We start from the raw sequence: 20,459 nt of genomic DNA, 5'->3' as shown, positions 1-20,459 counted from the left end.
GCGCCTCAGTAGTCCTTCAGCAGCCGCTCGATGTAGTCGAGCTCGAGCTGCGGCCGCGACTGATCGCCGAGACGGCGGCGCAGTTCTTCCAGGATGCGACGGACGCGCTGCACGTCGATTTCGCCGGGAATCTTCTGCGAGAAATCGTCGATGTCGCGGCCGGGATGCATCGGACGTCCGAGCGGATCGGTCTGCTGCGCGCCCTGCTGGCGGCCGGCGCGCTGGCCCGGGCCGTCGCCCTGCTGGTCGCCGTCACCCTGCTGCATCGCCTCGGCGAGGCTCTGCGCGCCCTTCTTCAGCGCATCGAGCGCCTTGCCCTGCGACTCCACCGCGCCGTCGGCATTGTTGTCGCCGAGCTGGCTGCCAGCATCGCCCATCGCGCTGTCGGCATCGTCGAGCCCGTCGCCGGAATCGCCCTGGTCGCCTTGATCCCCCTGCTCGCCCTGCTGGCCGGGCTGGCCCTTCTGGCCTTTCTGACCCTTCTGTCCCTTTTCGCCCTGCTGGCCCATGCCGCGCTTGGCGAGTTGCTCCTGCAACTGCTTCAGCCGGTCGCGCAGCGCCTGCTGGTCCTGCTGCAGGTCGCCCATGCCCTGGTCCTGGTCGCCCTGCTGCTTGTTGCGGTTGCGCCGCGAGTCCTGGCCCTGCTTGAAGGTCTTGTCGCGGAGCTGCTGCTGCTTGCGGATCATGTCGCCGAGCTCGTTGAGCGCCTGCTCCATGTCGTTGTCGCCGCCCTGGTTGGGCTGCGCCATCTGCAAATTCTCCAGCATCTGCTGCAGCTGCTCGAGCAGCTCGCGCGCGCCCTCCTTGTCGCCCTGGCGCGACAGCCGCTCCATGCGGTCGATCATGTTCTGCAGGTCCTGCTGACGCAGCACCTTGGTGTTCTGGTCGAGCGGCCGCTGCGCCATCTGCGGGTTGTTGCGCAGCTGCTCGGCGAGCTGGCGCATGTAGTTGTCCATCGCCCGGCGCAGATCCTCGGCGAGCTTCTTGATCTCCTCGTCGCTGGCGCCACGCTCCAGCGCCTGCTTCAGCGCGTCCTGCGCCGCGCGCAGCGCCTTGTCGACGTCGCTGATGTTGCCGTCCTCGATGGTGACCGCGAGCGCCCACAGGCTCGCCACCACCTCGCGCAGCGCATCGTCGGTGCGCGCAGCCTCGAGCTGGCGCGTCACCGCGCGCAGGCCGAGATACTGGCCGAGCTCCGGCGTGAACAGCTCCGGCGCGATCGCCAGCGCGTCGAGCGCGGTGAACACCTCGCCATTGCGGTTGCCGTCGAGCGCGAGCAGGCGCCGCTGCTCGATCAGCGCCCGCGCCAGCGGTTTTGTGAACAGCCGCTCCGGCAGCCTGGTCTCGAACGGCTCGCTGGTGCCCTCGTTGCCGGCCTCGTCCTTGGCGGTCAAGGTGAGCGTGACGTCGGCGCCGGCATAGGGGTCCTCGCTCAGATCCTTGACGGTCTGGCCGACGCCGTTGCGGGTGCGCGCGTTCGGCAGCACCAGCGGAAACTCCGGCGGCTGGAACAGCGGTCGCGCCGCCTGCGCGTCCGCCGTCTTGGCGTCCGGCTTGGCCTCAGGCGCACGCGCGGCGACCTTGGCGCGGGCTTCGGTGACGCCGTAATCATCCTCGATCTTGTAGGACAGTTTCAGCGAGCCGCGCGCCTGGCGCTCCGGGTCCTTGGCCATGCTGATGACCGGCGGCTTGTCCGGCGTCGCCGAAAACACCCATTGCGGCTGCCCCGACGGCGCGCGCACATGCACGGTGCCGTCGGCCTTGATCGTGTAGTGCTTCTCGGTGGTGCCCTTCGGCGCGGCGTCGCCGGCGGCGACCTCGTTCGCCGCGGCCTCGGTGACGCCGCCACCGGTGATGACGTCGAGCGTGCCGCCGCTGGAGCGGATGATCAGGGTCGAGCCCGCGGGCACCACGATCGGGCCGTTCGCCGGCACCGCGCCTTCCTTGTTGGCGGCGGAGAGGATGATCGGCGGCTTCGCGGTATAGAGCGGCGGCTTGACCCAGGCATCGACGCGGATCGCGACGGGGGTCATCACGCCGTTCCAGTCGAACGCGGAAGCCACGCGCATCGGCCGCTCGTCGCCGGCGGCAAAATACGTCGCGACCAGGAGCACGACGACCAGCGCGCGCACCGCCCAGGGATCGTGCAGCAACAGCCGCGGCCGCGGCGTGCCGGCGCGGATGCGCTTGACGGACGCGAGCGTGCGCTCGCGCTGCGCCTGCCACAGCGCCTGAGCGATCGGATCCTTGGTGGTGAGCGTGTCGGTGAGCGCGGTGGCCGGGCGATGCGCGATGCCGGAGCCGCGATCGAGCCGCGACAGGCCCTCCTCGCGGCTCGGCCAGCGATACTTCAGGATCGGCACGGCGGCGCCGAGCAAAAGCAGGAGAAACAGCGACACGCCGATCATGCGCGCCGCGAACGGCAGGCCGAGCCACAATCCGGCCCAGGACACGATCAGGAACAGGCCGAAGACCATCAAGAGCCGCGCGAGATGCGGCCAGCCGCGCTCCCAGGCGATGGCATACCGCGCCCTCTTCAGCGCCTGCGCCAGCTTAAGCCGCGCGAGAGCGTCGCTGGAAAGACGATCGGGAGTGCTGCTTGCCGGCGAGGCCGGCTCGTTCGTGAGGCCGCTCAACAGTCTCTCCAGGTTGCCCGGATGTTCACCCTACCACAAAGGCATCCATGAGGCACGCACCGTGCCAAGACTTTCCCGCCTGCGCAGGGGGGATCACACGGGAGTGTGACCGGGGCGGTTCCCGGGGAGTTACGGGCGTTCGGGGCCTCATGGTTCGAGACGCGCCGAAGGCGGCGCTCCTCACCATGAGGGTTGGCATCGAGACCGGCGCTGCAATTCAGGAGACAACCTTTCGCCCCTCACCCTGAGGAGCCCGCCGCAGGCGGGCGTCTCGAAGGGCGAGGCCCGCACCGCCAACCAAGCTCGCAAGCACATCCGTTCTCGCGACGCCATCCGCGCCCGAGTGATGCCCGACATCTCACCCTCCTCAAACAGAGGGCGCAGGGAAGGCCAGGTGCCGACTGGCACCTGCGGTCCGCGTGCAACAAATAAGCACGCGGCAGAACCACAGGCTCAGCCGGGATCACCCGGCCTTCCCTGCGCGATGGTGTTACGATTTATACGCGCTCTTCCCGGGGACCGGCTCGTTGGCCCCGTCGCGGACGACACGTCCTCGCCCACTTGGCATCAGCACCGGGATGCCAGAACCACGCGACTTCCTCGTCGCACCGGGATCGTTCGTCCGCGCGAGCAAGCCCACGCTGCGTCCCCAATGCGCCCACCGCATCCCGCACCCGACGTCCGTGACGATCGCGAAGCGCCCCCTCAACGGGACGGGATGCAGAGAGTAGAGCATGATTTCGGATAAAGCGCAAGACAAATAATTTCACTTGAACGCGCGGCACGGGACGTCGACTTGAACGCGGAATTGCCGTCAAGGAATTAATCGCGAAAAACACCGGCCTGAGAATGACTTAAGCGCATAGCGGGACCAAGTGCTTGGAAAACCGGCCAAACCTCGCCGAAACGTAAAAAAATTATGAAGAAATTTTGGGCAGACCATACTGTTTGTCACATCTAAGAATTCTCGCGATGTTTCAAAACCTTGCTTTCTCAACGCTGAACACCGGGCTGCAAGCGGTGCAACGACTCGTCACGCATGCATCAATCAAATGGATTGCGAGTCCCGGGGTATCTCCTAGAACTACTTGGCGAGCGCACGACGAATCGACGCCCATTGATAGTCGAGGTTATCAAGAACAGCGCTCATCGTCTGACCTGCTCTTCTCGGGAGGCCGCGTCGCTGGCGGGGCGCCTGAGTCCTGCGTAATGACTCGCATCGGGTATGTCAGCCAAGGTGCAAAGAGCAGGTTGATAGGTTTGCTCAACCGAAAGGAAGGTGACTTAAATGAGTAGCTCGGCTTTGAAGGTCTCACTTGGCCCGATCGGTGTCACCGGTACCGGGTACGGTACCGGCGCAGCCGTGATAATCGTGATCGCGATTGTCATCTGGCTGATTGAGGTAAGGCCCCCGTTCTACCTGATGTAATCACGATCGATGACTTGAACCAATCTAACGCTGGCGGCTCCACCCGCTAGCGTTAGATCATTTTGCACTTGTTTGCGGGGGAGGCAAGGGATCTTGTGATTTAGCCATGCCCCCACTCTATGGTTCGCGCATTAGGATGGCCGTGCATTTGTGGAGCCGGCGACCACGCATATCACCGGCAAAGACTAGCCTATGGTGCGCGACCAGCCCTGGCGTAAGACAATCGCTGCGCTGCTCCGCGCCCTGGCATACCTACTGATGCCTGCCTTTGCCCTCGCATGGCCGGCACACGCTCCCGCAACGGATGCTTCGGCTTCCGCCTCTGTTGAAATTCTCAACGGACCTGCACCTGGCGAACTCGCGCTTCGCGCCCATGGGACGGTCGAGCTCGCTCCGGAGCTGATCCTCGAGAAGCAGCGCGACGACGGCAGCTTCGAGCTGCGTTACAGATCACGACGGCGGCACGATGAGCCTCGTGGCGTCGTGCGATCAGCGGCCCGGCGAGGTAAAGAGCCCGTTCTTCGAGCTACCCCAGCCAACACATGGATCCCGCTTTCGTCGTCGTTGAGTGCACCGCCGGATAGTTAATTAGTGCACTGTCACCATTCCGCATAGTTTTATCCCTAGCAGTAATATCTTCGGCAACAAAAAGCGGGCGCAGATCAGTCAGAACAATCGACTAATCCGGATCGGAGCTTGCCTCAAGGATTGGCACATTCGGACGATGAGGTTGAAGAATAAACCGCCATAGTGGCAAGGCCTTGCTTCGTAAATCCGACGCGACGAGCGGCGAAAGCCAGCCCGGCACGACGTCAGCCTCGATCTGCTTTATGCCGTGCTCATCAAGCGTCTTTGCGGCGTAGAACCGGGAAAACATCGTGCTAAGGGTCCCGATCGTCTCAAATCGCTCATTAGGATTGGACCGCTCCACCGGCATCCAGATAAGCTCAACTGCTTCTAACTGATCGTCCTCAATCCTGGCGAGCGGGCCTTCGCAGATCCAACTCCCGACATCGGCCAAAATCCATGCGATATTCTGCTCAACGGGATCAGTGATCTCCACATCGCCGGAGTAGAAGGCAGCGTAACTTGGCGTGAAGGCGACTTCGCCGCTGGCTTTAATCTCGCGCGGTTTCGTCTTGTCGACGTTGACGCGGAACTTGAGCGGCGGGGTCGTCCCGATCATTCGGTCGCCGAGCATAGCCATCTGGTTGACCTTAAGGGCTTCAATCATACTGCATGTGAGCTTCCCTTCCTGTTGCTTTAGGTCCGCAGGATCGATGAGCGCCCAAGCACTCCATCGAGCCCAATAGATAGCGAACTTCAGAGGGCACCCCACCGCGTCTGCATAGCGCTGAAGCTTGGCAAGATATTCAGGCTTGATCTCAAACAGTTGGCGCCCAGGCTCGCGGTCATAGAAGTTCTTCACCTCAATTAGGCATTGCCCCGCATTCTTCGGCACCACGCGAAAATCGGGGGCTTGAAATTCGCTTGACGGATGAGTTGCCCCGTTATCCTCCCGATTCAACAACTCGTAGTGCCCGAGACTAATGACAAGCGCGGCGAACATATTCTCTGTGCGCTGGCCGTGCATGAGGATGTCATTGTTGATTGCGGTGCCAAGACTTTTGCGCACGTCAGCGATGAATGCCTCCTGCGAAACCGGGTCTCGGAGTGAAAGATTTGCTTCGCGGCCAAACCGGCCGTAGAGCGACAAAAGATCAATCGGCACTTTCCAAATCATGAAGCCCCCCCAATAGATATCGCAGTGTGCACCCAAGTACGATGCAACGTGCAGTCCAGCGACAAGCGTAACAATCCGCAGAAGGTACACCGCTGACTGAAAGACACTGACTCCTAAAGCTTCTTCCATTGGGCAAACATCGTGGCGACTACCGCGATGAGGTAGACGGCGACCACACCCAACATGCCGTCTCGCATGAAGTAGATCGAGACGAGGGCAAGTGTAGCAAGCATGAATATAGAGGCCTGCGTGGGTCCTAAACGATGGGCCAAGGCATGCACCTGACTGATGACGACCGAGATGCTGGCGATAAGATTCCCGGAGCCTGAGTGGTTGGGCGGAGGCGCCTGCTTTCTAACAGAGCGAGACATGGGAGGTCCTTGCGTCTGCGGGACCGCTCCAGTGTCTTCCGGCCTACCTGAAAGGTCATTCGACCGGGAAGTACAGAGCGACACCCGCAAAATGGGGTGATTGCTCGCAACGCATGCGTGTCCTCCATGCGTCGTTGATGTTTTGAATGAGGTCGCAGCATGTCGATCGGAGGGCATCATTATCGCCCACCGTCATTCTCGGGCAGTGCCCACCGCCGCCGATTTGGCACCGAATGAATCCGACAATCGCGCGTAACGCGTTGCCCACCACGAACATAGTTAAGCTATTCAAGGTTGGCAGATTCGTCAACGAAGCCCGCGCTTCCCGTCCCGGTTATCCCGAGATAAACGCTCATTGTGATTTGTCTCGCCTCCCCACTAGATAGGAGGTCCTGGGGTGTATGGATAACTTCGTCGATGCAGATCCTTGTGGTGTGCAGCGCCACTATGAACGCTCGCCTCACCTTCACGGCCAAACCGGCGCCCCCTTCAGCCCCGCCGTCTCCTCCAGCCCGCACATCAGATTCGCGTTCTGCACCGCCTGGCCGGCCGCGCCCTTGCCGAGATTGTCGACGACGCCGAGCGCGATCACCAGGTTGCGGTCGGGGTCGGCGGCGTAGCTGACGAAGGCGAGGTTGGAGCCGGTGGCCCACTTGGTCTGCGGCGGCGTGTCGGTGACGCGGACGAAGGCGCTGTCACGATAGAAGCGGCGGGCGGCGTCGAGGCACTGCGCCGTGGTGGCGCGGCCGCGGGCGTAGATGGTGGCGAGGATGCCGCGGGTCATCGGCACCAGATGCGGCGTGAACACGAGGCCTGTGGCGCTGCCGCCGCCGAGCCGCGCGATCGTGCGTTCGATCTCGGGCATGTGGACGTGCCGGAGCAGGCCGTACGGGATCAGGTTCTCGTTGCTCTCGGCGTAGCCGAATTTGCTGTCGCCGCCGCGGCCGGCGCCGGAGATGCCGGTCTTGGCGTCGATCACGATGTTCTCGGGCGAGATCAGTTGCGCGGCGAGCAGCGGCGCCAGCGGGGTCAGCGCCGCCGCCGGGAAGCAGCCGGGATTGGCGATGCGGGTCTGGCCCGCGATCTCGGTGGGCCAGACGTCGGCGAGGCCGTAGGTCCAGCCGTCGGCGTAGCGGTGGTCGCCGCCGATGTCGACGATCTTCACACTGGCTGGCACGCGCGCCAGCGCCTCGCGCGAGGCGCCGGTGGGGAGCGAGGCCATGAGCACGTCGAGCGGCGGCAGGCGCGCGGGGTCCCACTTCTCGATCACGAGATCGGCGAGTTGTGCCGGCACGCCGGGGAAGCGCTCCGCCAGCCGCTGGCCGGCGCTGCCCTCGCCCGCGGCGTAGACCAGCTCGAATGCGGGATGCCCCGCGACCAGGCGCATCGCCTCGCCGCCGCCAAAACCGGAGATGCCGACGATGCCGATGCGAATGCTCATGGGTGGGGTCCTGATGCTTGCTCAAGGGAGAATTTCGGGAGCGCGACGCTTACTCTGAATGCGACGCCCATTTCGATCGTGTTGAATTGAGAATGGGCCTCATTTCATCATTGATATCAGCCGCAGATGAATGTCCGTCCGGGAAGACTTCAAGCGCGCCGACGGTGCTGGCCTCGGGCAGCGGCAAGAAGAACGCCTCACGCATATAGGCAATCGCGTAGAGGCGAAAGTTGGTATCGAGGGCATCCAGGTGGCGACCGATCATCATCACGAGCTGCGATGCGGGAGCGCCGACCTCGGCTGCGTTGCGCAGCGCTCGAACCAGGGTCGGATCGAGGTTCATCCTGTTGTTTCCGGTTTTTGGACGCGCACGAAACCTAAGGGAGTTGCTGGGCCCCTGCGTGAAACTCACGACTGCCTGCTGCCGTTCGGCTCCATCAGTCCGAGCGGCAGCGAAAATTTCTTGCAGTCACTGGGGTCACCGCGACGCCGCGGCTTTCGTCTTCGGCTTGGCGCGGGCCGGCTCGGCCGTCAACCGGATTCCCATCGCCGTGATGATCCGCAGGACGGTCGCGAACTCGGGGTTGCCGTTTTCGCCGAGCGTCTTGTAGAGACCCTCCCGCGTCACGCCGGCGGCCTTGGCGACCTGGCTCATGCCCTGCGCGCGGGCGACGAGATTGAGCGCGTCCCGGACCTCGGCGGGATCGCCGTCGGCGAGCACGAGGTTGAGATACTCGGCGCGGGCGGCCGGGGTGCGGAGGTGCTCAGCGGCGTCGAATGTCTTGAGCTTGCTGATTTTCATCCTCAATCCTCAAATGCAACTGCCGATGAGTTACTCCGTCATGCCCGGGCTTGTCCCGCCTGCGCGGCCGTAGCCGCTTCGGCGCGGCGAAGGCCCGGGCATCCACGTCGTTCCCAGGATGCCGGACGACGTGGATGGCCGGGACAGGCCCGACCATGACGATGTGGAGACGGATGAGCGTGGCCGCGCGAGTTTCGTGCGCGTCAGGCCGCCCTCACAGCCACGGCGCCGGGGTGTCCAGCGCGATCAGTTGCTCGACCTCGATGCGCGGGCGGATCACGGCCGACTGGTCGCCCTTGACCAGCACCTCGGGGACCAAAGCGCGGGTGTTGTAGGTGCAGGCCTGCACGGCGCCGTAGGCGCCCGCGGTCATGATGGCGAGGAGGTCGCCGGGCTTGGGCTCGGGCAGCGCGCGGTCGAGCGCGAGGTAGTCGCCGCTTTCGCAGACCGGGCCGACGACGTCGGCCACGAAGGCGGGCGCGTTCGGCGCGGCCTGCTTCACGGGCAGGATGTCGTGATGCGCCTCGTAGAGCGTCGGGCGGATCAGGTCGTTCATCGCGGCGTCGATGATGACGAAGTTCTTGGCCTCGCCATGCTTCACATAGATCACCTTGGCGACCAGGATGCCGGCATTGCCGACGATCATGCGGCCCGGCTCGAACATCAGCGTGCAGCCGAGATTGTGGCTGACGCGCTTGACCATCGCGGCATAGGCGGCGGGCTCCGGCGGCACGGCGCGGTCCATGTGATAGGGGATGCCGAGGCCGCCGCCGAAATCGACATGGGAGATGTCGTGGCCGTCGGCGCGCAGGGTCTGCACGAACTCGGTGAGGATGCGGAACGCCGTCTCCATCGGGCCGAGATCGGTGATCTGGCTGCCGATATGGACGTCGACGCCGGTGACCTTGATGCCCGGCATCTTCGCCGCACGGGCGTAGACGCGGCGGGCGTGGTCGAGCGGAATGCCGAACTTGTTCTCCGACTTGCCGGTCGAGATCTTGGCGTGCGTGCCGGCATCGACGTCCGGATTGACGCGGACCGAGATGCGGGCGGTGTGGCCGGTCTCCACAGCGAGGCGCGCCAGCAGGTCGAGCTCGGGCTCGGACTCGATGTTGAGGCAGTGGATGTCGGCCGCGAGCGCGGCGCGCAGCTCGGCCTCGGTCTTGCCGACGCCGGAGAACACGATCTTGCGCGCGGGAATGCCGGCCGCCAGCGCGCGCTTCAGCTCGCCGCCGGAGACGACGTCGGCGCCGGCGCCGAGCTTGGCGAGAGTGCGCAGCACCGACTGGTTGGAATTGGCCTTCATCGCGTAGCAGATCAGCACGTCCTGGCGGGCGAAGGCGTCGGCAAACACGCGGTAGTGCCGCTCCAGGGTGGCGGTGGAGTAGCAGTAGAACGGCGTGCCGACGGTTGAGGCAAGCTCGGCGAGATTGACGTCCTCAGCGTGCAGCACGCCGTCGCGGTAGTCGAAATGGTTCATGGGTCGGGTCCGCGCGCGGGGCTGCGAGATTGAGTGATTGTGGCGGCGAATTGCCGGGAAATGGGTGGGATTGTCAATTGAGGTGCCACCCTCCCCTCGAGGAGGGGGAGGGGCGATCGCCCGCGGAGTTCGCTTGTGGCCGGCTATCTCTCCGGCGTCATGCCCGGGCTTGACCCGCCTGCGCGGCCGTAGCCGCTTCGGCGCGGCGAAGGCCCGGGCATCCACGTCCGTCCCAGGATGCCACACCACGTGGATGGCCGGGTCAAGCCCGGCCATGACGGTGGAATTAGGCGGGCTCGATCTCGGATGCCCAGCTGGTCAGTTGAGGAAGGCCGCAGCCGCTATTTGCTGTCGAGCAGCGGGTCGAGAATGAAGGGCTTCTTCTGGCCGCGGGTGGCGGCGGGGGCGGCATCAGCGCCGTAGCCGGAGTTGAACAGGCCGGGCTTGTTGGCGGCGTCCGTCGCGGTGTCGGTGGGCGCGGCGGACATCTGCGGCGCCGGCGGGGAGTTGGCCGGCAGGTCCAACGGGCCCTTGCGGCCGCAGGCGGCCAGCAGCAGGGCTGTGGCGCCCAGGACGAGCAGGACCCGGGCGGCGGAGGTTGGACGGCGAGCGCTAATCACGTGTGAGATCCCCATGCGGGCGGCACCATACAGAGATTGGACCGGCCTGACGAGTGCGGGAGTGCCACGCCGGGCCGATCAAATTTCGGACGGAGCCCTACTTTCGCTGTTTTTCCAGCCGCTTCAGCCAGGCCTTGGCCTGCGCGGCGACGTTCTTCGGCGCGGTGCCGCCGTAGCTGGTGCGGCTCTTCACCGAGGATTCCACCGAGAGCACGCCGAGCACCTCGGCCGTGATCTTCGGCTCGACCTCCTGCATCGCCTTGAGCGGCAGCTCGTGCAGCGCCACGCCCTGCCTGGCGGCGAGCGCGACGATGCGCCCGGTGACGTGGTGGGCCTCGCGGAACGGCATCTTCAGAGTGCGCACCAGCCAGTCGGCGAGATCGGTCGCCGTCGCGTAGCCCTCGCCGGCGGCGGCCTTCATGCGGGCCTCGTCCGGCACCAGGTCGAGCGCCATGCCGGTCATGGCCCGGATCGCAAGCGACAGCGCCGCGAACGCCTCCATCGCGCCCTGCTTATCCTCCTGCATGTCCTTCTGATAGGCGAGCGGCAGGCCCTTCATGACGATCAGGAGCGCGTTCAGCGCGCCGATGACGCGGCCGGTCTTGGCGCGGACGAGCTCGGCGGCGTCCGGATTGCGCTTCTGCGGCATGATCGAGGAGCCGGTGGTGAACTTGTCCGACAGCTTGATCAGGCCGACCAGCGGCGAGGTCCAGATCACGATCTCCTCGGCGAAGCGCGACAGGTGCACGGCGCAGATCGAGGCGGCCGACAAGGTCTCCAGCACGAAGTCGCGGTCGGACACGGCGTCGAGCGAATTGGCCATCGGGCGGTCGAAGCCGAGCGCTTCCGCCGTGGCGTGGCGGTCAATCGGGAACGAGGTGCCGGCGAGCGCGGCCGCGCCGAGCGGGGATTCGTTGAGGCGCTTGCGGGCATCGAGGAAGCGGCCGCGGTCGCGCCCGGCCATCTCGACATAGGCGAGCAGATGGTGGCCGAAGGTCACCGGCTGGGCGGTCTGCAGATGGGTGAAGCCGGGCATCACGGTGCCGGCATGGTCGAGCGCGCGGGAGGCGAGCGCGTGCTGGTAGGCGGCGAGCGCCGCGTCGATGTCGTCGATGGTGTCGCGGACGAACAGGCGGAAGTCGGTCGCGACCTGGTCGTTGCGCGAGCGCGCGGTGTGCAGCCGGCCGGCGGCGGGGCCGATCAGCTCGGACAGCCGGCTCTCGACATTCATGTGAATGTCTTCGAGCGCCCGCTTGAACTCGAACGAACCCTTGGTGATCTCTGACAAAATCGTGTCTAGACCCTTCCCGATATTTTTCGCATCACCCGCGGTGATGATGCCCTGGGCGGCGAGCATGGCGGCGTGCGCCTTGGAAGCGGCGATATCCTGCGCGTAAAGGTGGCGATCGACGTCGATCGAGACGTTGATGTCCTCCATGATCTCGTCGGGACGCTCCGAGAACCGTCCGCCCCACATCGTGTTGCTCATGCCTGAACCGCTTCCAAGACCTTGCTGATCGCCACGGGATGGGACACACCGTCCGGACTCCCGAAATTCGCGCCTCTGATAGCCGCAACCGACCCGAGATGACAAACGATAAGCCAGAGCCGTCCCCTGCCCGCCCCGCATCCTCGCGGCGAACGCTGCTCGCGGCCGGTGCCGTGGCGGTGGTCGCCGTGGCCGGCATCGCCGCGGTGACCTTTGGCGGATTGCTCAGGGGACGGCCGGCGGGCGACCAAGCCTGTCAGGCGGCGGTCGCCACCGCCAAGCGGATCTCGCCGCTGATCAAGGGCGAGGTGGCGGCGCTGACGGCGGCCACCGTGCCGCTGCGACTGCCGGACCTCGCCTTCGAGGACGGCACGGGGGCAGCGAGGAAGCTGTCGGATTTCCGCGGCAAGACGGTGCTATTGAACCTGTGGGCGACCTGGTGCGTGCCCTGCCGCAAGGAGATGCCGGCGCTGGACGGGCTGCAGGCCAAGCTCGGCGGCGACGCCTTCCAGGTGGTCGCGGTCAACATCGACACCCGCGATCCGGAGAAGCCCAAGGCGTTCCTGAGCGACGCCAAGCTGACCCGGCTGGCCTATTTCAGCGACCCGAAGGCCAAGGTGTTCCAGGATCTGAAGGCGGTCGGCCGCGCGCTCGGCATGCCGACCTCGGTGCTGGTCGATGCCCAGGGCTGCGAGATCGCGACCATCGCGGGACCTGCCGAGTGGGACAGCGCCGACGCGGTCAAGCTGATCCAGGCGGCGACGACGAAGACAGCGGCGGGGCTCTGACACTCAGCGTTTTGCAGCGTTTTGCAGGAAGCTATTTCCAGGCCGTCATGGCCGGGCTTGTCCCGGCCATCCACGTCGGCCGGCATGCGCAGAACCGCGTGGATGCCCGGGACAAGCCCGGGCATGACGAGTGATCGATTGGCGGGAGGCGGGCCCTTCATTTCCGGCCGGTGGGAACCAGACCGACGGCCCGTCCCGCTCAGGCGGCGATGTTGAGATTGCCGCCGACGCCGGGGCCGGCATTGGCGAGCGACAATGTCTGCTGCGCGCCGCCGAGCAGCGTCAGCACCGCGTCCTTCTGGGCATTCAGGTTCTGCTTCAGCACCGACGTCGCGACCTGCTGCTGTGTCGCACCCGCCTGCTGCGCCATGACCGCAGCCACCAAGCTCATGTCCATACGCGTACAACCTCTCGTTACGGCGAGGTTAAGCCGCGTCCCTTAACGAAGCGTATCGATGGCGCCCAGCGGCGGTAAAATCAGCGGGTCGGCACCGGCTTGGGGCCGCGATAGTCGTAGAAGCCGCGCTGCGTCTTGCGGCCGAGCCAGCCGGCCTCGACATATTTCACCAGCAGCGGGCACGGCCGGTACTTCGAATCCGCCAGCCCTTCGTGCAGCACCTGCATGATGGACAGACAGGTATCCAGGCCGATGAAATCGGCCAGCTCCAGCGGGCCCATCGGATGGTGCGCGCCGAGCTTCATCGCCGCGTCGATCGCCTCGACGTTCCCGACGCCCTCGTACAGCGTGTAGATCGCCTCGTTGATCATCGGCAGCAGCACGCGGTTGACGATGAAGGCCGGGAAATCCTCGGACACGGCGACCTGCTTGCCGAGCCGGCCGACGAACTCCTTGGCCGCCTCGAAGGTGGCGTCGTCGGTGGCGATGCCGCGGATCAGCTCGACAAGCTCCATCAGCGGCACCGGATTCATGAAATGAATGCCGATGAAGCGCTCGGGCCGGTCGGTGCAGGCGGCGAGCCGGGTGATGGAGATCGACGAGGTGTTGGAGGCGATGATCGCCTCCGGCTTCAGCACCGCGCAGAGATCGTGGAAGATCTTGCGCTTGACGTCCTCCTTCTCGATCGCGGTCTCGATGACGAGATCGCAATCGGCGAGGCCATCGAGAGTTTCGCTGATCGAGATATGGCCGAGCGCCTGATTGCGGGCGTCCTCGGAGATCACCTTCTTCGCGACCTGGCGGGTCAGATTGCCGTTGATGGTCGCCATGCCCGATTTCAACCGATCGGCGGTGACGTCGTTGAGCACCACGTCGAGCCCGGCCAGCGCGGCAACGTGCGCGATGCCGTTGCCCATCTGTCCTGCGCCGATCACTCCGAGCTTGTTGATCTGAGCCATGTTGTCATCCACCCGAACGGCACGCCTGCTGCGCCCGTCCATGCCCTTGGAAGTGAGAACACCGGCCGCCGCGGTCCCATGCGGCCGGTGTCTTGAGCGTTACTTGCCGAGCTTGGCGAGCGCGTCGGTCAGCTCGGGAACCGCCTGGTAGAGATCCGCCACCAGGCCGTAATCGGCCACCTGGAAGATCGGCGCGTCCTCGTCCTTGTTGATCGCGACGATCACCTTGGAGTCCTTCATGCCGGCCAGATGCTGAATGGCGCCTGAAATGCCGACCGCCACATACAGTTCCGGCGCGACGACCTTGCCGGTCTGGCCGACCTGCCAGTCGTTCGGCGCATAGCCGGCATCGACCGCGGCGCGCGAGGCGCCGACACCGGCGCCGAGCTTGTCGGCGAGCGGCTCGATGTACTTGGCGAAGTTCTCGCGGCTCTGCATCGCGCGGCCGCCGGAGACGATGATCTTGGCCGAGGTCAGCTCGGGACGATCGCTCTTGGCGACCTCCTCGCCGACGAAGCTCGACAGCGCCGGATCACCGGCCGCCGCCACGGTCTCCACCGACGCGCTGCCACCTTCGCCCGCGGCTGCGAACGTGGAGGTGCGCACGGTGATGACCTTCTTGGCGTCCTTCGACTTCACGGTCTGGATCGCGTTGCCGGCATAGATCGGCCGCTCGAACGTGTCGGGCGCCACGACCTTGATGATCTCCGACACCTGCATCACGTCGAGCAAAGCGGCGATGCGCGGCATCACGTTCTTGAAGCGCGAGGTCGCCGGCGCGACGATCGCGTCGTAGTTCGCGGCGAGCTTGACCACGAGATCCGCGAGCGGCTCGGCGAGATCATGCGCATAGGCAGCATCGTCGGCGAGCAGCACCTTCTTGACGCCGGCGAGCTTGGCGGCGGCGTCGGCCGCGCCCTTGGCGCCCTGACCCGCGACCAGCACGTCGACATCGGCGCCGAGGGCTGCAGCCGCCGTCAGCGCCTTGTTGGTCGCGTCCTTGATCGCGGCATTGTCGTGTTCGGCAATCAGCAGCGTGGCCATCAGAGCACCCCCGCCTCGGTCTTGAGTTTGTTGACGAGCTCGGCGACGTCCTTGACCTTGACGCCGGCCTTGCGGCCCGCGGGCTCAGCGGTCTTGATCACCTCGAGCCGCGGCGTGAGATCGACGCCGGTGTCGGCGGCGGTCTTCTCGGCGATCGGCTTCTTCTTCGCCTTCATGATGTTCGGCAGCGACGCGTAGCGCGGCTCGTTGAGGCGGAGATCGGTGGTGACGATCGCCGGTCCCTTCAGCTTCACGGTCTGCAGGCCGCCATCGACCTCGCGGGTGACCTTGAAGTCGGAGCCTTCGACCTCGAGCTTGGAGGCGAATGTCGCCTGCGCCCAGCCGAGCAGCGCAGCGAGCATCTGGCCGGTCTGGTTCGAGTCGTCGTCGATCGCCTGCTTGCCGAGGATGATCAGGCCCGGCTGCTCTTCCTGCGCCACGGCTTTCAGGATCTTGGCGACCGCCAGCGGTTCCACATTGCCCTCGGCCTTGACCAGGATGCCGCGGTCGGCGCCCATCGCGAGCGCGGTGCGGATCGTCTCCGAGGCCTGCGCGGGCCCGATCGAGACCACCACCACCTCGGTCGCCTTGCCGGCTTCCTTCAGCCGCAGCGCTTCCTCGACGGCGATCTCGTCGAACGGATTCATCGACATCTTGACGTTGGCGAGTTCAACGCCCGATCCATCGCTCTTGACGCGGACCTTGACGTTGTAATCGACCACCCGCTTGACCGGCACCAGAACCTTCATCGATCCTCTTTCGCTCTAAATTGTCCGGGGTTGACCTTTCGGGCGCGGAACCTAAAGCGCCCATCCCCCCCGGTCAACGCGCGACGGGCGAAAAAAGCAGGCCCGCACGCCCCCGGGTTAACGGTTTTGCCCCGGCACCCACAACACGTCGCCGGCGCCGTTCCGGTTCGCCGCCCTGCTGGCGACGAACAGGAAATCCGACAGCCGGTTCATATAACGAATGGCAGCCTCGCTGACCGGCTCGTCCGGCTTGCCGGCGAGTTCCGTCATGATCCGTTCCGCCCTGCGGCAAATGGTACGCGCCACATGCAGATGCGCCGCCGCCGCGGTCCCTCCGGGCAGCACGAACGAGGTCAATGGCGCGAGCCGCTCGTTCAGTGTGTCGATGTCGCGCTCCAGACGGTCGACCTGGCTGGCGACCACGCGCAGCCGCTCGGCCTTGCCCTCGCGCTGCGGCACCGCGAGATCGGCGCCGAGGTCGAACAGATCGTTCTGGATCAGGCCGAGCATCGCATCGATTTCGGGCGCATCAGCCAGATGCAGCCGGACCACGCCGATCGCGGCGTTGGTCTCGTCCACGGTTCCATAGGCGGAGACGCGTAGATCGTATTTGGGACGCCGCTCGCCATTGCCGAGCGCGGTCGTGCCGTCGTCACCGGTCCGCGTGTAGATGCGATTCAGGACCACCATGCTGCGTTCTCAACGTCCGTTTCTCGACGCCTCGGCGTCTCGGTCTCAGCGCCCCATCGCCCAGATCGCCGCCATGGCAATGACGACCGCGACGAACTGCAGGATCACCCGCCAGCGCATCAGCTTCTGCGACAGGTTGGGCGAGCCGCCCCGCGTCATGTTGACGAGGCCGAGAAACAGCACCAGCGCGACCGCGCCGACGGCGATGGGAAGGATGAATTTACCGAGAAGTGAAGCCATTCGGGCTAGATAACACCGCAGACGCAGGAGCGCCATGCCGGATCGGACCGCCAGGGGCTGCAACTTCTGGCTTTTGGGCCCGTAATATCGGATTGTACAAATCACATCGTTTCGCGGAGTGCAGGAACAGGTGAAGGCGCTTCGCTACATCTTCCACGTCGTCATGGACGCGTTCTACACCTTCCTCGCCGACGACGGCTGGGCGATCGCCAGCCATATCGCGCTGTCAACCCTGATGGCGCTGTTTCCGTTTCTGATCGTCCTGACCTCGCTCGCCGGCTTTCTCGGCTCCAAGGATCTGGCCGACCAGGCTGCCACCCTGATGCTGCAGACCTGGCCGGCCCAGGTCGCGGATGCGCTGACCGGCGAGATCCACGACGTGCTGACCACGACCCGGACCGACGCGCTGACCATCGGCGCCGTGCTCGCGGTCTATTTCGCCTCGAACGGCGTCGAGGCGCTGCGGGTCGCGCTCAACCGCGCCTATGGCGTGATCGAGCAGCGCCGCTGGTACTGGCTGCGGCTGGAATCGATCGGCTACACCCTGGTCGCCGCGATCACGGCGCTGGCGATGTCGTTCCTGATCGTGCTCGGGCCGCTGATGCTGGCCACCGCCCGGCGCTACCTGCCGCTTGCGGTCGAAGCCAACGAGCGCTTCGTCAACCTGTCGCGCTACGGCATCACCATCAGCGCGCTGATCGTGGCGCTGTTCATCCTGCATGCCTGGCTGCCGGCGGGCCGGCGCAGCTTCATGCAGATCATGCCCGGCATCGTCTTCACCTTCGTCGCCTCGCTGGTGTCGGGCATCGTGTTCGGCCAGTATCTGGCGCGGTTCGCCAACAACTACGTCACGATGTATGCGGGGCTCGCATCGGTGATCATCGCGCTGGTGTTCCTGTATTTCATCGCCGCGATCTTCGTGTATGGCGGCGAGTTGAACGCCTCGATCATCAAGTCGCGGCTGCCGCGCGGCGTGTCGCTCCAAGAAGCGCAGTCGCTAGTGCCCGCGGCGAAACGGGCTTGAGCAGGAACGCGTCGGCGCCGGCGGCGCGCGAGGCCGCCTCGTCCTCGCCGCGTCCGGAGACGCCAATGATCGGGATCGTGCCGTGGGGCGCATCCAGCTTGCGGATACGGGCAATCGCCTCGACACCATTGATGCCGGGCAGCACCATGTCCATCAGCACCGCATCGTAGCTGCCGGCCATGATCCGCTCCGGTGCGGCCTCGCCGCGGCCGATGAACTCCGCCTGGTGGCCGAGCTCGTTGAGGATCGTGTTGAGCACCACGCGGCCGAACGGATTGTCCTCGACGCCGAGGATGCGCAAGGGCCGCGTCGGCCCCAGGGTGACGCCATCTTCCGAGCCGCCCGCCGTGGTGTGCGGCGCGGCCGCCACGGTCAGCGCCACGGTCAGCGTGAAGGTCGTGCCGCCGCCTTCATGCGGCGCCACCGCGACGTCGCCGCCCATGGCGCGCGCGATTTGCCGAACCGAGGACAGGCCGAGGCCGGCGCCCCCGAAGCGCGAGGCGATCGAGACATTGGCCTGGCTGAACGGGCGGAACAGCCGCTTGATCTCCTGCAGGGTCAGGCCGATGCCGGAATCGGAAACACGGAAGGCGACCGCGACCTTGCCCTTGGCGGCGCGCCTGATCGGCCTGCCGCGCCCGGCCTTGCCGGCCAGCGCGATGTCCAGCGCCACGCCCCCCTGCTCGGTGAACTTCACCGCATTATCGATCAGATTTTCGAGTGCGGCGCGTAGCCGCACGGGGTCACCGACGACGAGCCCCGGCAAATCGTCGGAGACACGGACCTTGGCCTCCAGCCCCTTGGCGGCGGCGCGGCCGGACAGCGAGTCCCCGGCGGCGCGCGCCAGCACGCGCAGGTCGAACAGATCCTCGCGCAGCAGCGTCCCCGCGGTCTCCTGCTTGGCGGCATCGACGAACAGGGTCGCCAGGCTCGACAGATGCTCCGCGCCGGCCTTGATGGTGTCGACCCAGCGCCGCTCGCGCTCGCCGAGTTCGGATGTGGCGAGCAGGTCGCTGATGGCGAGAATGCCTGTCAGCGGCGTGCGGACCTCGTGGGCGAACACCGCCAAGGCGGCTTCGACGACTCCCGCACCTGGTCCGCCAGGCGCGAACGCCGCCCCTTTCGCCGAGACGGGCTTGGCTGATCCAGGTTTGGCTGATCCGGCCTTGGCCGCGCTGCGCCGGCTCCCCGCCATCGCCGTGACCTGAGGAACGTGCTTCTTGAGCGGTCGCGCCTTGGCGCGCTCCCTGGCCGGCGGCGCCTTCGCGGCGGGCGTCTTCGGCTTCCCTGCTTTGGACGGGACCTTCGACGGCGCCATTCCAGAGGGCGTCTTTCCACCGGCCGGCCTCGACGCCGCGGCGGGCCTGGGCGCAGCAGGCTTGGCCGGTCGGGCCCGGCGCCCCGTACTCATTTTCCGAACGCGCTTCATCATGGCCCCTGTGACATGAACTCCGAAAAACGAAGGGGCACTTCTACTGTCATGTCTCGTCGTGCCGCTTTCGATTGAAGCTCCCGATTACCCGCGCCATCGAGCAGCATGGCACGGTCGTTTCCGGGTGTCACGATGCCCCGGAGGTTGTCCCCGCCGGAAACGTGGGAAGACATCGGGCTTGCGGCAGGACGCGGCTAGACCATGCCGATCCTGTGTCGGATTTCCGCCGGCGAGACGCCTTCCGCGCGCAAGGCGCGCAATCCCGTCGCCTGGGTGGACTTGGACAGCTTGTGGCCCTGTGCGTCGCGAATCAGTTGGTGATGCCGATAGGCCGGCGCCGGCAGGCCGAGCAGGACCTGCAGCAGCCGGTGGACGCTGGTGGCATGAAACAGGTCCTGGCCGCGCACCACCTCGGTCACCCCTTGCAGGGCGTCGTCGATCACGACGGAAAGGTGATAGCTGGTCGGTGTCTCCTTGCGCGCCAGAACCACATCCCCCCACGCCTCCGGCCTTGCTTCGACCCTGCCGCTCTCGCCCGAAGGCCCGGCGCCCTGCTCGTCCCAGGCCAGCCGGCCCACGCGCGCGATCGCCGCGGCCATGTCCAGCCGCAAGGCATAGGGCACGCCACCGGCCATCAGCCCCGCACGTCGCGCTTCGGAAAGCGAGGTCGCCGTCCCCGGATAGAGCGGCGCCCCGTCGGGGTCGCGCGGCCAGGCCCCGTCCGCATCCCGTTGCGCGATCAGCCGCGCGATCTCGGCCCGGCTCTCGAAGCTCGGATAGACGAGCCCCATACCCTGCAGCCGCTCCAGCGCAGCGCGGTACTCGGCAAGGTGCTCCGATTGCCGCCGCACCGGCTGCTCCCAGGTGATGCCGAGCCAGGCGAGGTCTTCATAGATCGCCTGCTCGAACTCCGGCCGGCACCGGGTGGGGTCAATGTCCTCGATGCGCAGCAGCAAGCGGCCGCCGCTCTGCTGCGCGCATCGGACGTTCAACAGCGCCGAATAAGCGTGGCCGAGATGCAGATAGCCATTCGGACTGGGGGCAAATCGGAAAACGGGTGGCATGACATCTTGTCATTGCCGGACTTGAGCTGGCGCGATCCGACAATCATCCTTCAATTACGT

19 protein-coding genes are annotated in these 20,459 nt (G+C 65.8%); 2 read left to right on the top strand and 17 right to left on the bottom strand.

Translation table 11 applies throughout. The features are described 5' to 3' along the window. Window positions 1–5: 5 nt before the first annotated feature. The 9 genes from ACQR1H_RS22900 to argH all read right to left on the bottom strand — a co-directional run bounded on the left by ACQR1H_RS22900 (window position 6) and on the right by argH (window position 12,012). Window positions 6–2,636 (bottom strand): TIGR02302 family protein, encoded by a 2,631-nt coding sequence (locus tag ACQR1H_RS22900; protein ID WP_434908219.1) that lies wholly within the window; start codon window positions 2,634–2,636, stop codon window positions 6–8. Between the two features lie 2,108 nt (window positions 2,637–4,744). Next, window positions 4,745–5,809 (bottom strand): hypothetical protein, encoded by a 1,065-nt coding sequence (locus tag ACQR1H_RS22895; RefSeq protein ID WP_434908218.1) that lies wholly within the window; start codon window positions 5,807–5,809, stop codon window positions 4,745–4,747. Between the two features lie 113 nt (window positions 5,810–5,922). Next, window positions 5,923–6,180: a hypothetical protein gene (locus ACQR1H_RS22890; protein WP_434908217.1), complete on the bottom strand. Its 258-nt coding sequence runs from the start codon at window positions 6,178–6,180 to the stop codon at window positions 5,923–5,925. A gap of 466 nt (window positions 6,181–6,646) precedes the next feature. Beyond that, entirely contained in the window at window positions 6,647–7,621 is a 975-nt protein-coding gene (gene argC / locus ACQR1H_RS22885) for an N-acetyl-gamma-glutamyl-phosphate reductase (protein ID WP_434908216.1), read from the bottom strand. Between the two features lie 49 nt (window positions 7,622–7,670). Further along, complete coding sequence (locus ACQR1H_RS22880) at window positions 7,671–7,964, bottom strand: hypothetical protein (protein WP_315805689.1); 294 nt, start codon at window positions 7,962–7,964, stop codon at window positions 7,671–7,673. A 135-nt stretch (window positions 7,965–8,099) separates the two neighbouring features. Next, window positions 8,100–8,423, bottom strand: coding sequence for an addiction module antidote protein (locus tag ACQR1H_RS22875; protein WP_316218841.1), 324 nt, complete (start codon window positions 8,421–8,423; stop codon window positions 8,100–8,102). Window positions 8,424–8,637: 214 nt separating this feature from the next. Continuing rightward, entirely contained in the window at window positions 8,638–9,903 is a 1,266-nt protein-coding gene (gene lysA, locus ACQR1H_RS22870) for a diaminopimelate decarboxylase (protein ID WP_434908215.1), read from the bottom strand. 341 nt (window positions 9,904–10,244) lie between these two features. Then, on the bottom strand, window positions 10,245–10,538 hold the full coding sequence (lptM, locus tag ACQR1H_RS22865) for an LPS translocon maturation chaperone LptM (RefSeq protein WP_434864155.1): 294 nt from the start codon (window positions 10,536–10,538) through the stop codon (window positions 10,245–10,247). An 82-nt stretch (window positions 10,539–10,620) separates the two neighbouring features. Next, on the bottom strand, window positions 10,621–12,012 hold the full coding sequence (gene argH / locus ACQR1H_RS22860; protein ID WP_434908214.1) for an argininosuccinate lyase: 1,392 nt from the start codon (window positions 12,010–12,012) through the stop codon (window positions 10,621–10,623). Window positions 12,013–12,110: 98 nt separating this feature from the next. Between argH and tlpA the strand changes: the two genes are divergently transcribed. Beyond that, window positions 12,111–12,800: a thiol:disulfide interchange protein TlpA gene (gene tlpA, locus ACQR1H_RS22855; protein ID WP_434908213.1), complete on the top strand. Its 690-nt coding sequence runs from the start codon at window positions 12,111–12,113 to the stop codon at window positions 12,798–12,800. Window positions 12,801–12,999: 199 nt separating this feature from the next. On the opposite strand, the gene ACQR1H_RS22850 is transcribed toward tlpA, so the two are convergent. The 6 genes from ACQR1H_RS22850 to ACQR1H_RS22825 form a co-directional block, all read right to left on the bottom strand. Further along, window positions 13,000–13,197 (bottom strand): putative motility protein, encoded by a 198-nt coding sequence (locus tag ACQR1H_RS22850; RefSeq protein ID WP_315805682.1) that lies wholly within the window; start codon window positions 13,195–13,197, stop codon window positions 13,000–13,002. Between the two features lie 80 nt (window positions 13,198–13,277). Further along, entirely contained in the window at window positions 13,278–14,156 is an 879-nt protein-coding gene (locus ACQR1H_RS22845) for a 3-hydroxybutyryl-CoA dehydrogenase (RefSeq protein WP_315718147.1), read from the bottom strand. A 99-nt stretch (window positions 14,157–14,255) separates the two neighbouring features. Next, a complete protein-coding gene (locus ACQR1H_RS22840; protein ID WP_434890800.1) occupies window positions 14,256–15,200 on the bottom strand; it encodes an electron transfer flavoprotein subunit alpha/FixB family protein in 945 nt (314 codons plus the stop codon). After that, complete coding sequence (locus tag ACQR1H_RS22835; protein ID WP_316237108.1) at window positions 15,200–15,949, bottom strand: electron transfer flavoprotein subunit beta/FixA family protein; 750 nt, start codon at window positions 15,947–15,949, stop codon at window positions 15,200–15,202. Before ACQR1H_RS22835 ends, ACQR1H_RS22840 begins: the two co-directional genes overlap by 1 nt. Window positions 15,950–16,066: 117 nt before the next feature. After that, window positions 16,067–16,639 carry a cob(I)yrinic acid a,c-diamide adenosyltransferase gene (locus tag ACQR1H_RS22830; protein WP_315805679.1) on the bottom strand — a complete coding sequence of 191 codons (573 nt, stop codon included), beginning with the start codon at window positions 16,637–16,639 and terminating at the stop codon, window positions 16,067–16,069. Between the two features lie 45 nt (window positions 16,640–16,684). Continuing rightward, the gene (locus tag ACQR1H_RS22825) at window positions 16,685–16,879 is read right to left on the bottom strand and encodes a twin transmembrane helix small protein (RefSeq protein WP_015664263.1); all 195 of its coding nucleotides are present in this window, start codon (window positions 16,877–16,879) and stop codon (window positions 16,685–16,687) included. 130 nt (window positions 16,880–17,009) lie between these two features. Between ACQR1H_RS22825 and ACQR1H_RS22820 the strand changes: the two genes are divergently transcribed. Further along, entirely contained in the window at window positions 17,010–17,903 is an 894-nt protein-coding gene (locus ACQR1H_RS22820; protein WP_316217986.1) for a YihY/virulence factor BrkB family protein, read from the top strand. Here ACQR1H_RS22820 and ACQR1H_RS22815 read toward each other — a convergent pair. Further along, window positions 17,830–19,221 carry an ATP-binding protein gene (locus tag ACQR1H_RS22815; protein WP_434890801.1) on the bottom strand — a complete coding sequence of 464 codons (1,392 nt, stop codon included), beginning with the start codon at window positions 19,219–19,221 and terminating at the stop codon, window positions 17,830–17,832. The two genes, ACQR1H_RS22820 and ACQR1H_RS22815, sit on opposite strands and share 74 nt — an antisense overlap. Window positions 19,222–19,529: 308 nt before the next feature. After that, window positions 19,530–20,399, bottom strand: coding sequence for a tRNA glutamyl-Q(34) synthetase GluQRS (gene gluQRS, locus ACQR1H_RS22810; RefSeq protein ID WP_434908212.1), 870 nt, complete (start codon window positions 20,397–20,399; stop codon window positions 19,530–19,532). Between the last annotated feature and the right edge of the window lie 60 nt (window positions 20,400–20,459).

It is taken from the genome of Bradyrhizobium sp. HKCCYLRH2015, assembly GCF_051168215.1.
In the GTDB taxonomy this organism is placed as follows: Bacteria; Pseudomonadota; Alphaproteobacteria; order Rhizobiales; family Xanthobacteraceae; genus Bradyrhizobium.
Note: the sequence above shows the minus strand (reverse complement) of the source record. Positions and strands in the feature narration are given on the sequence as shown.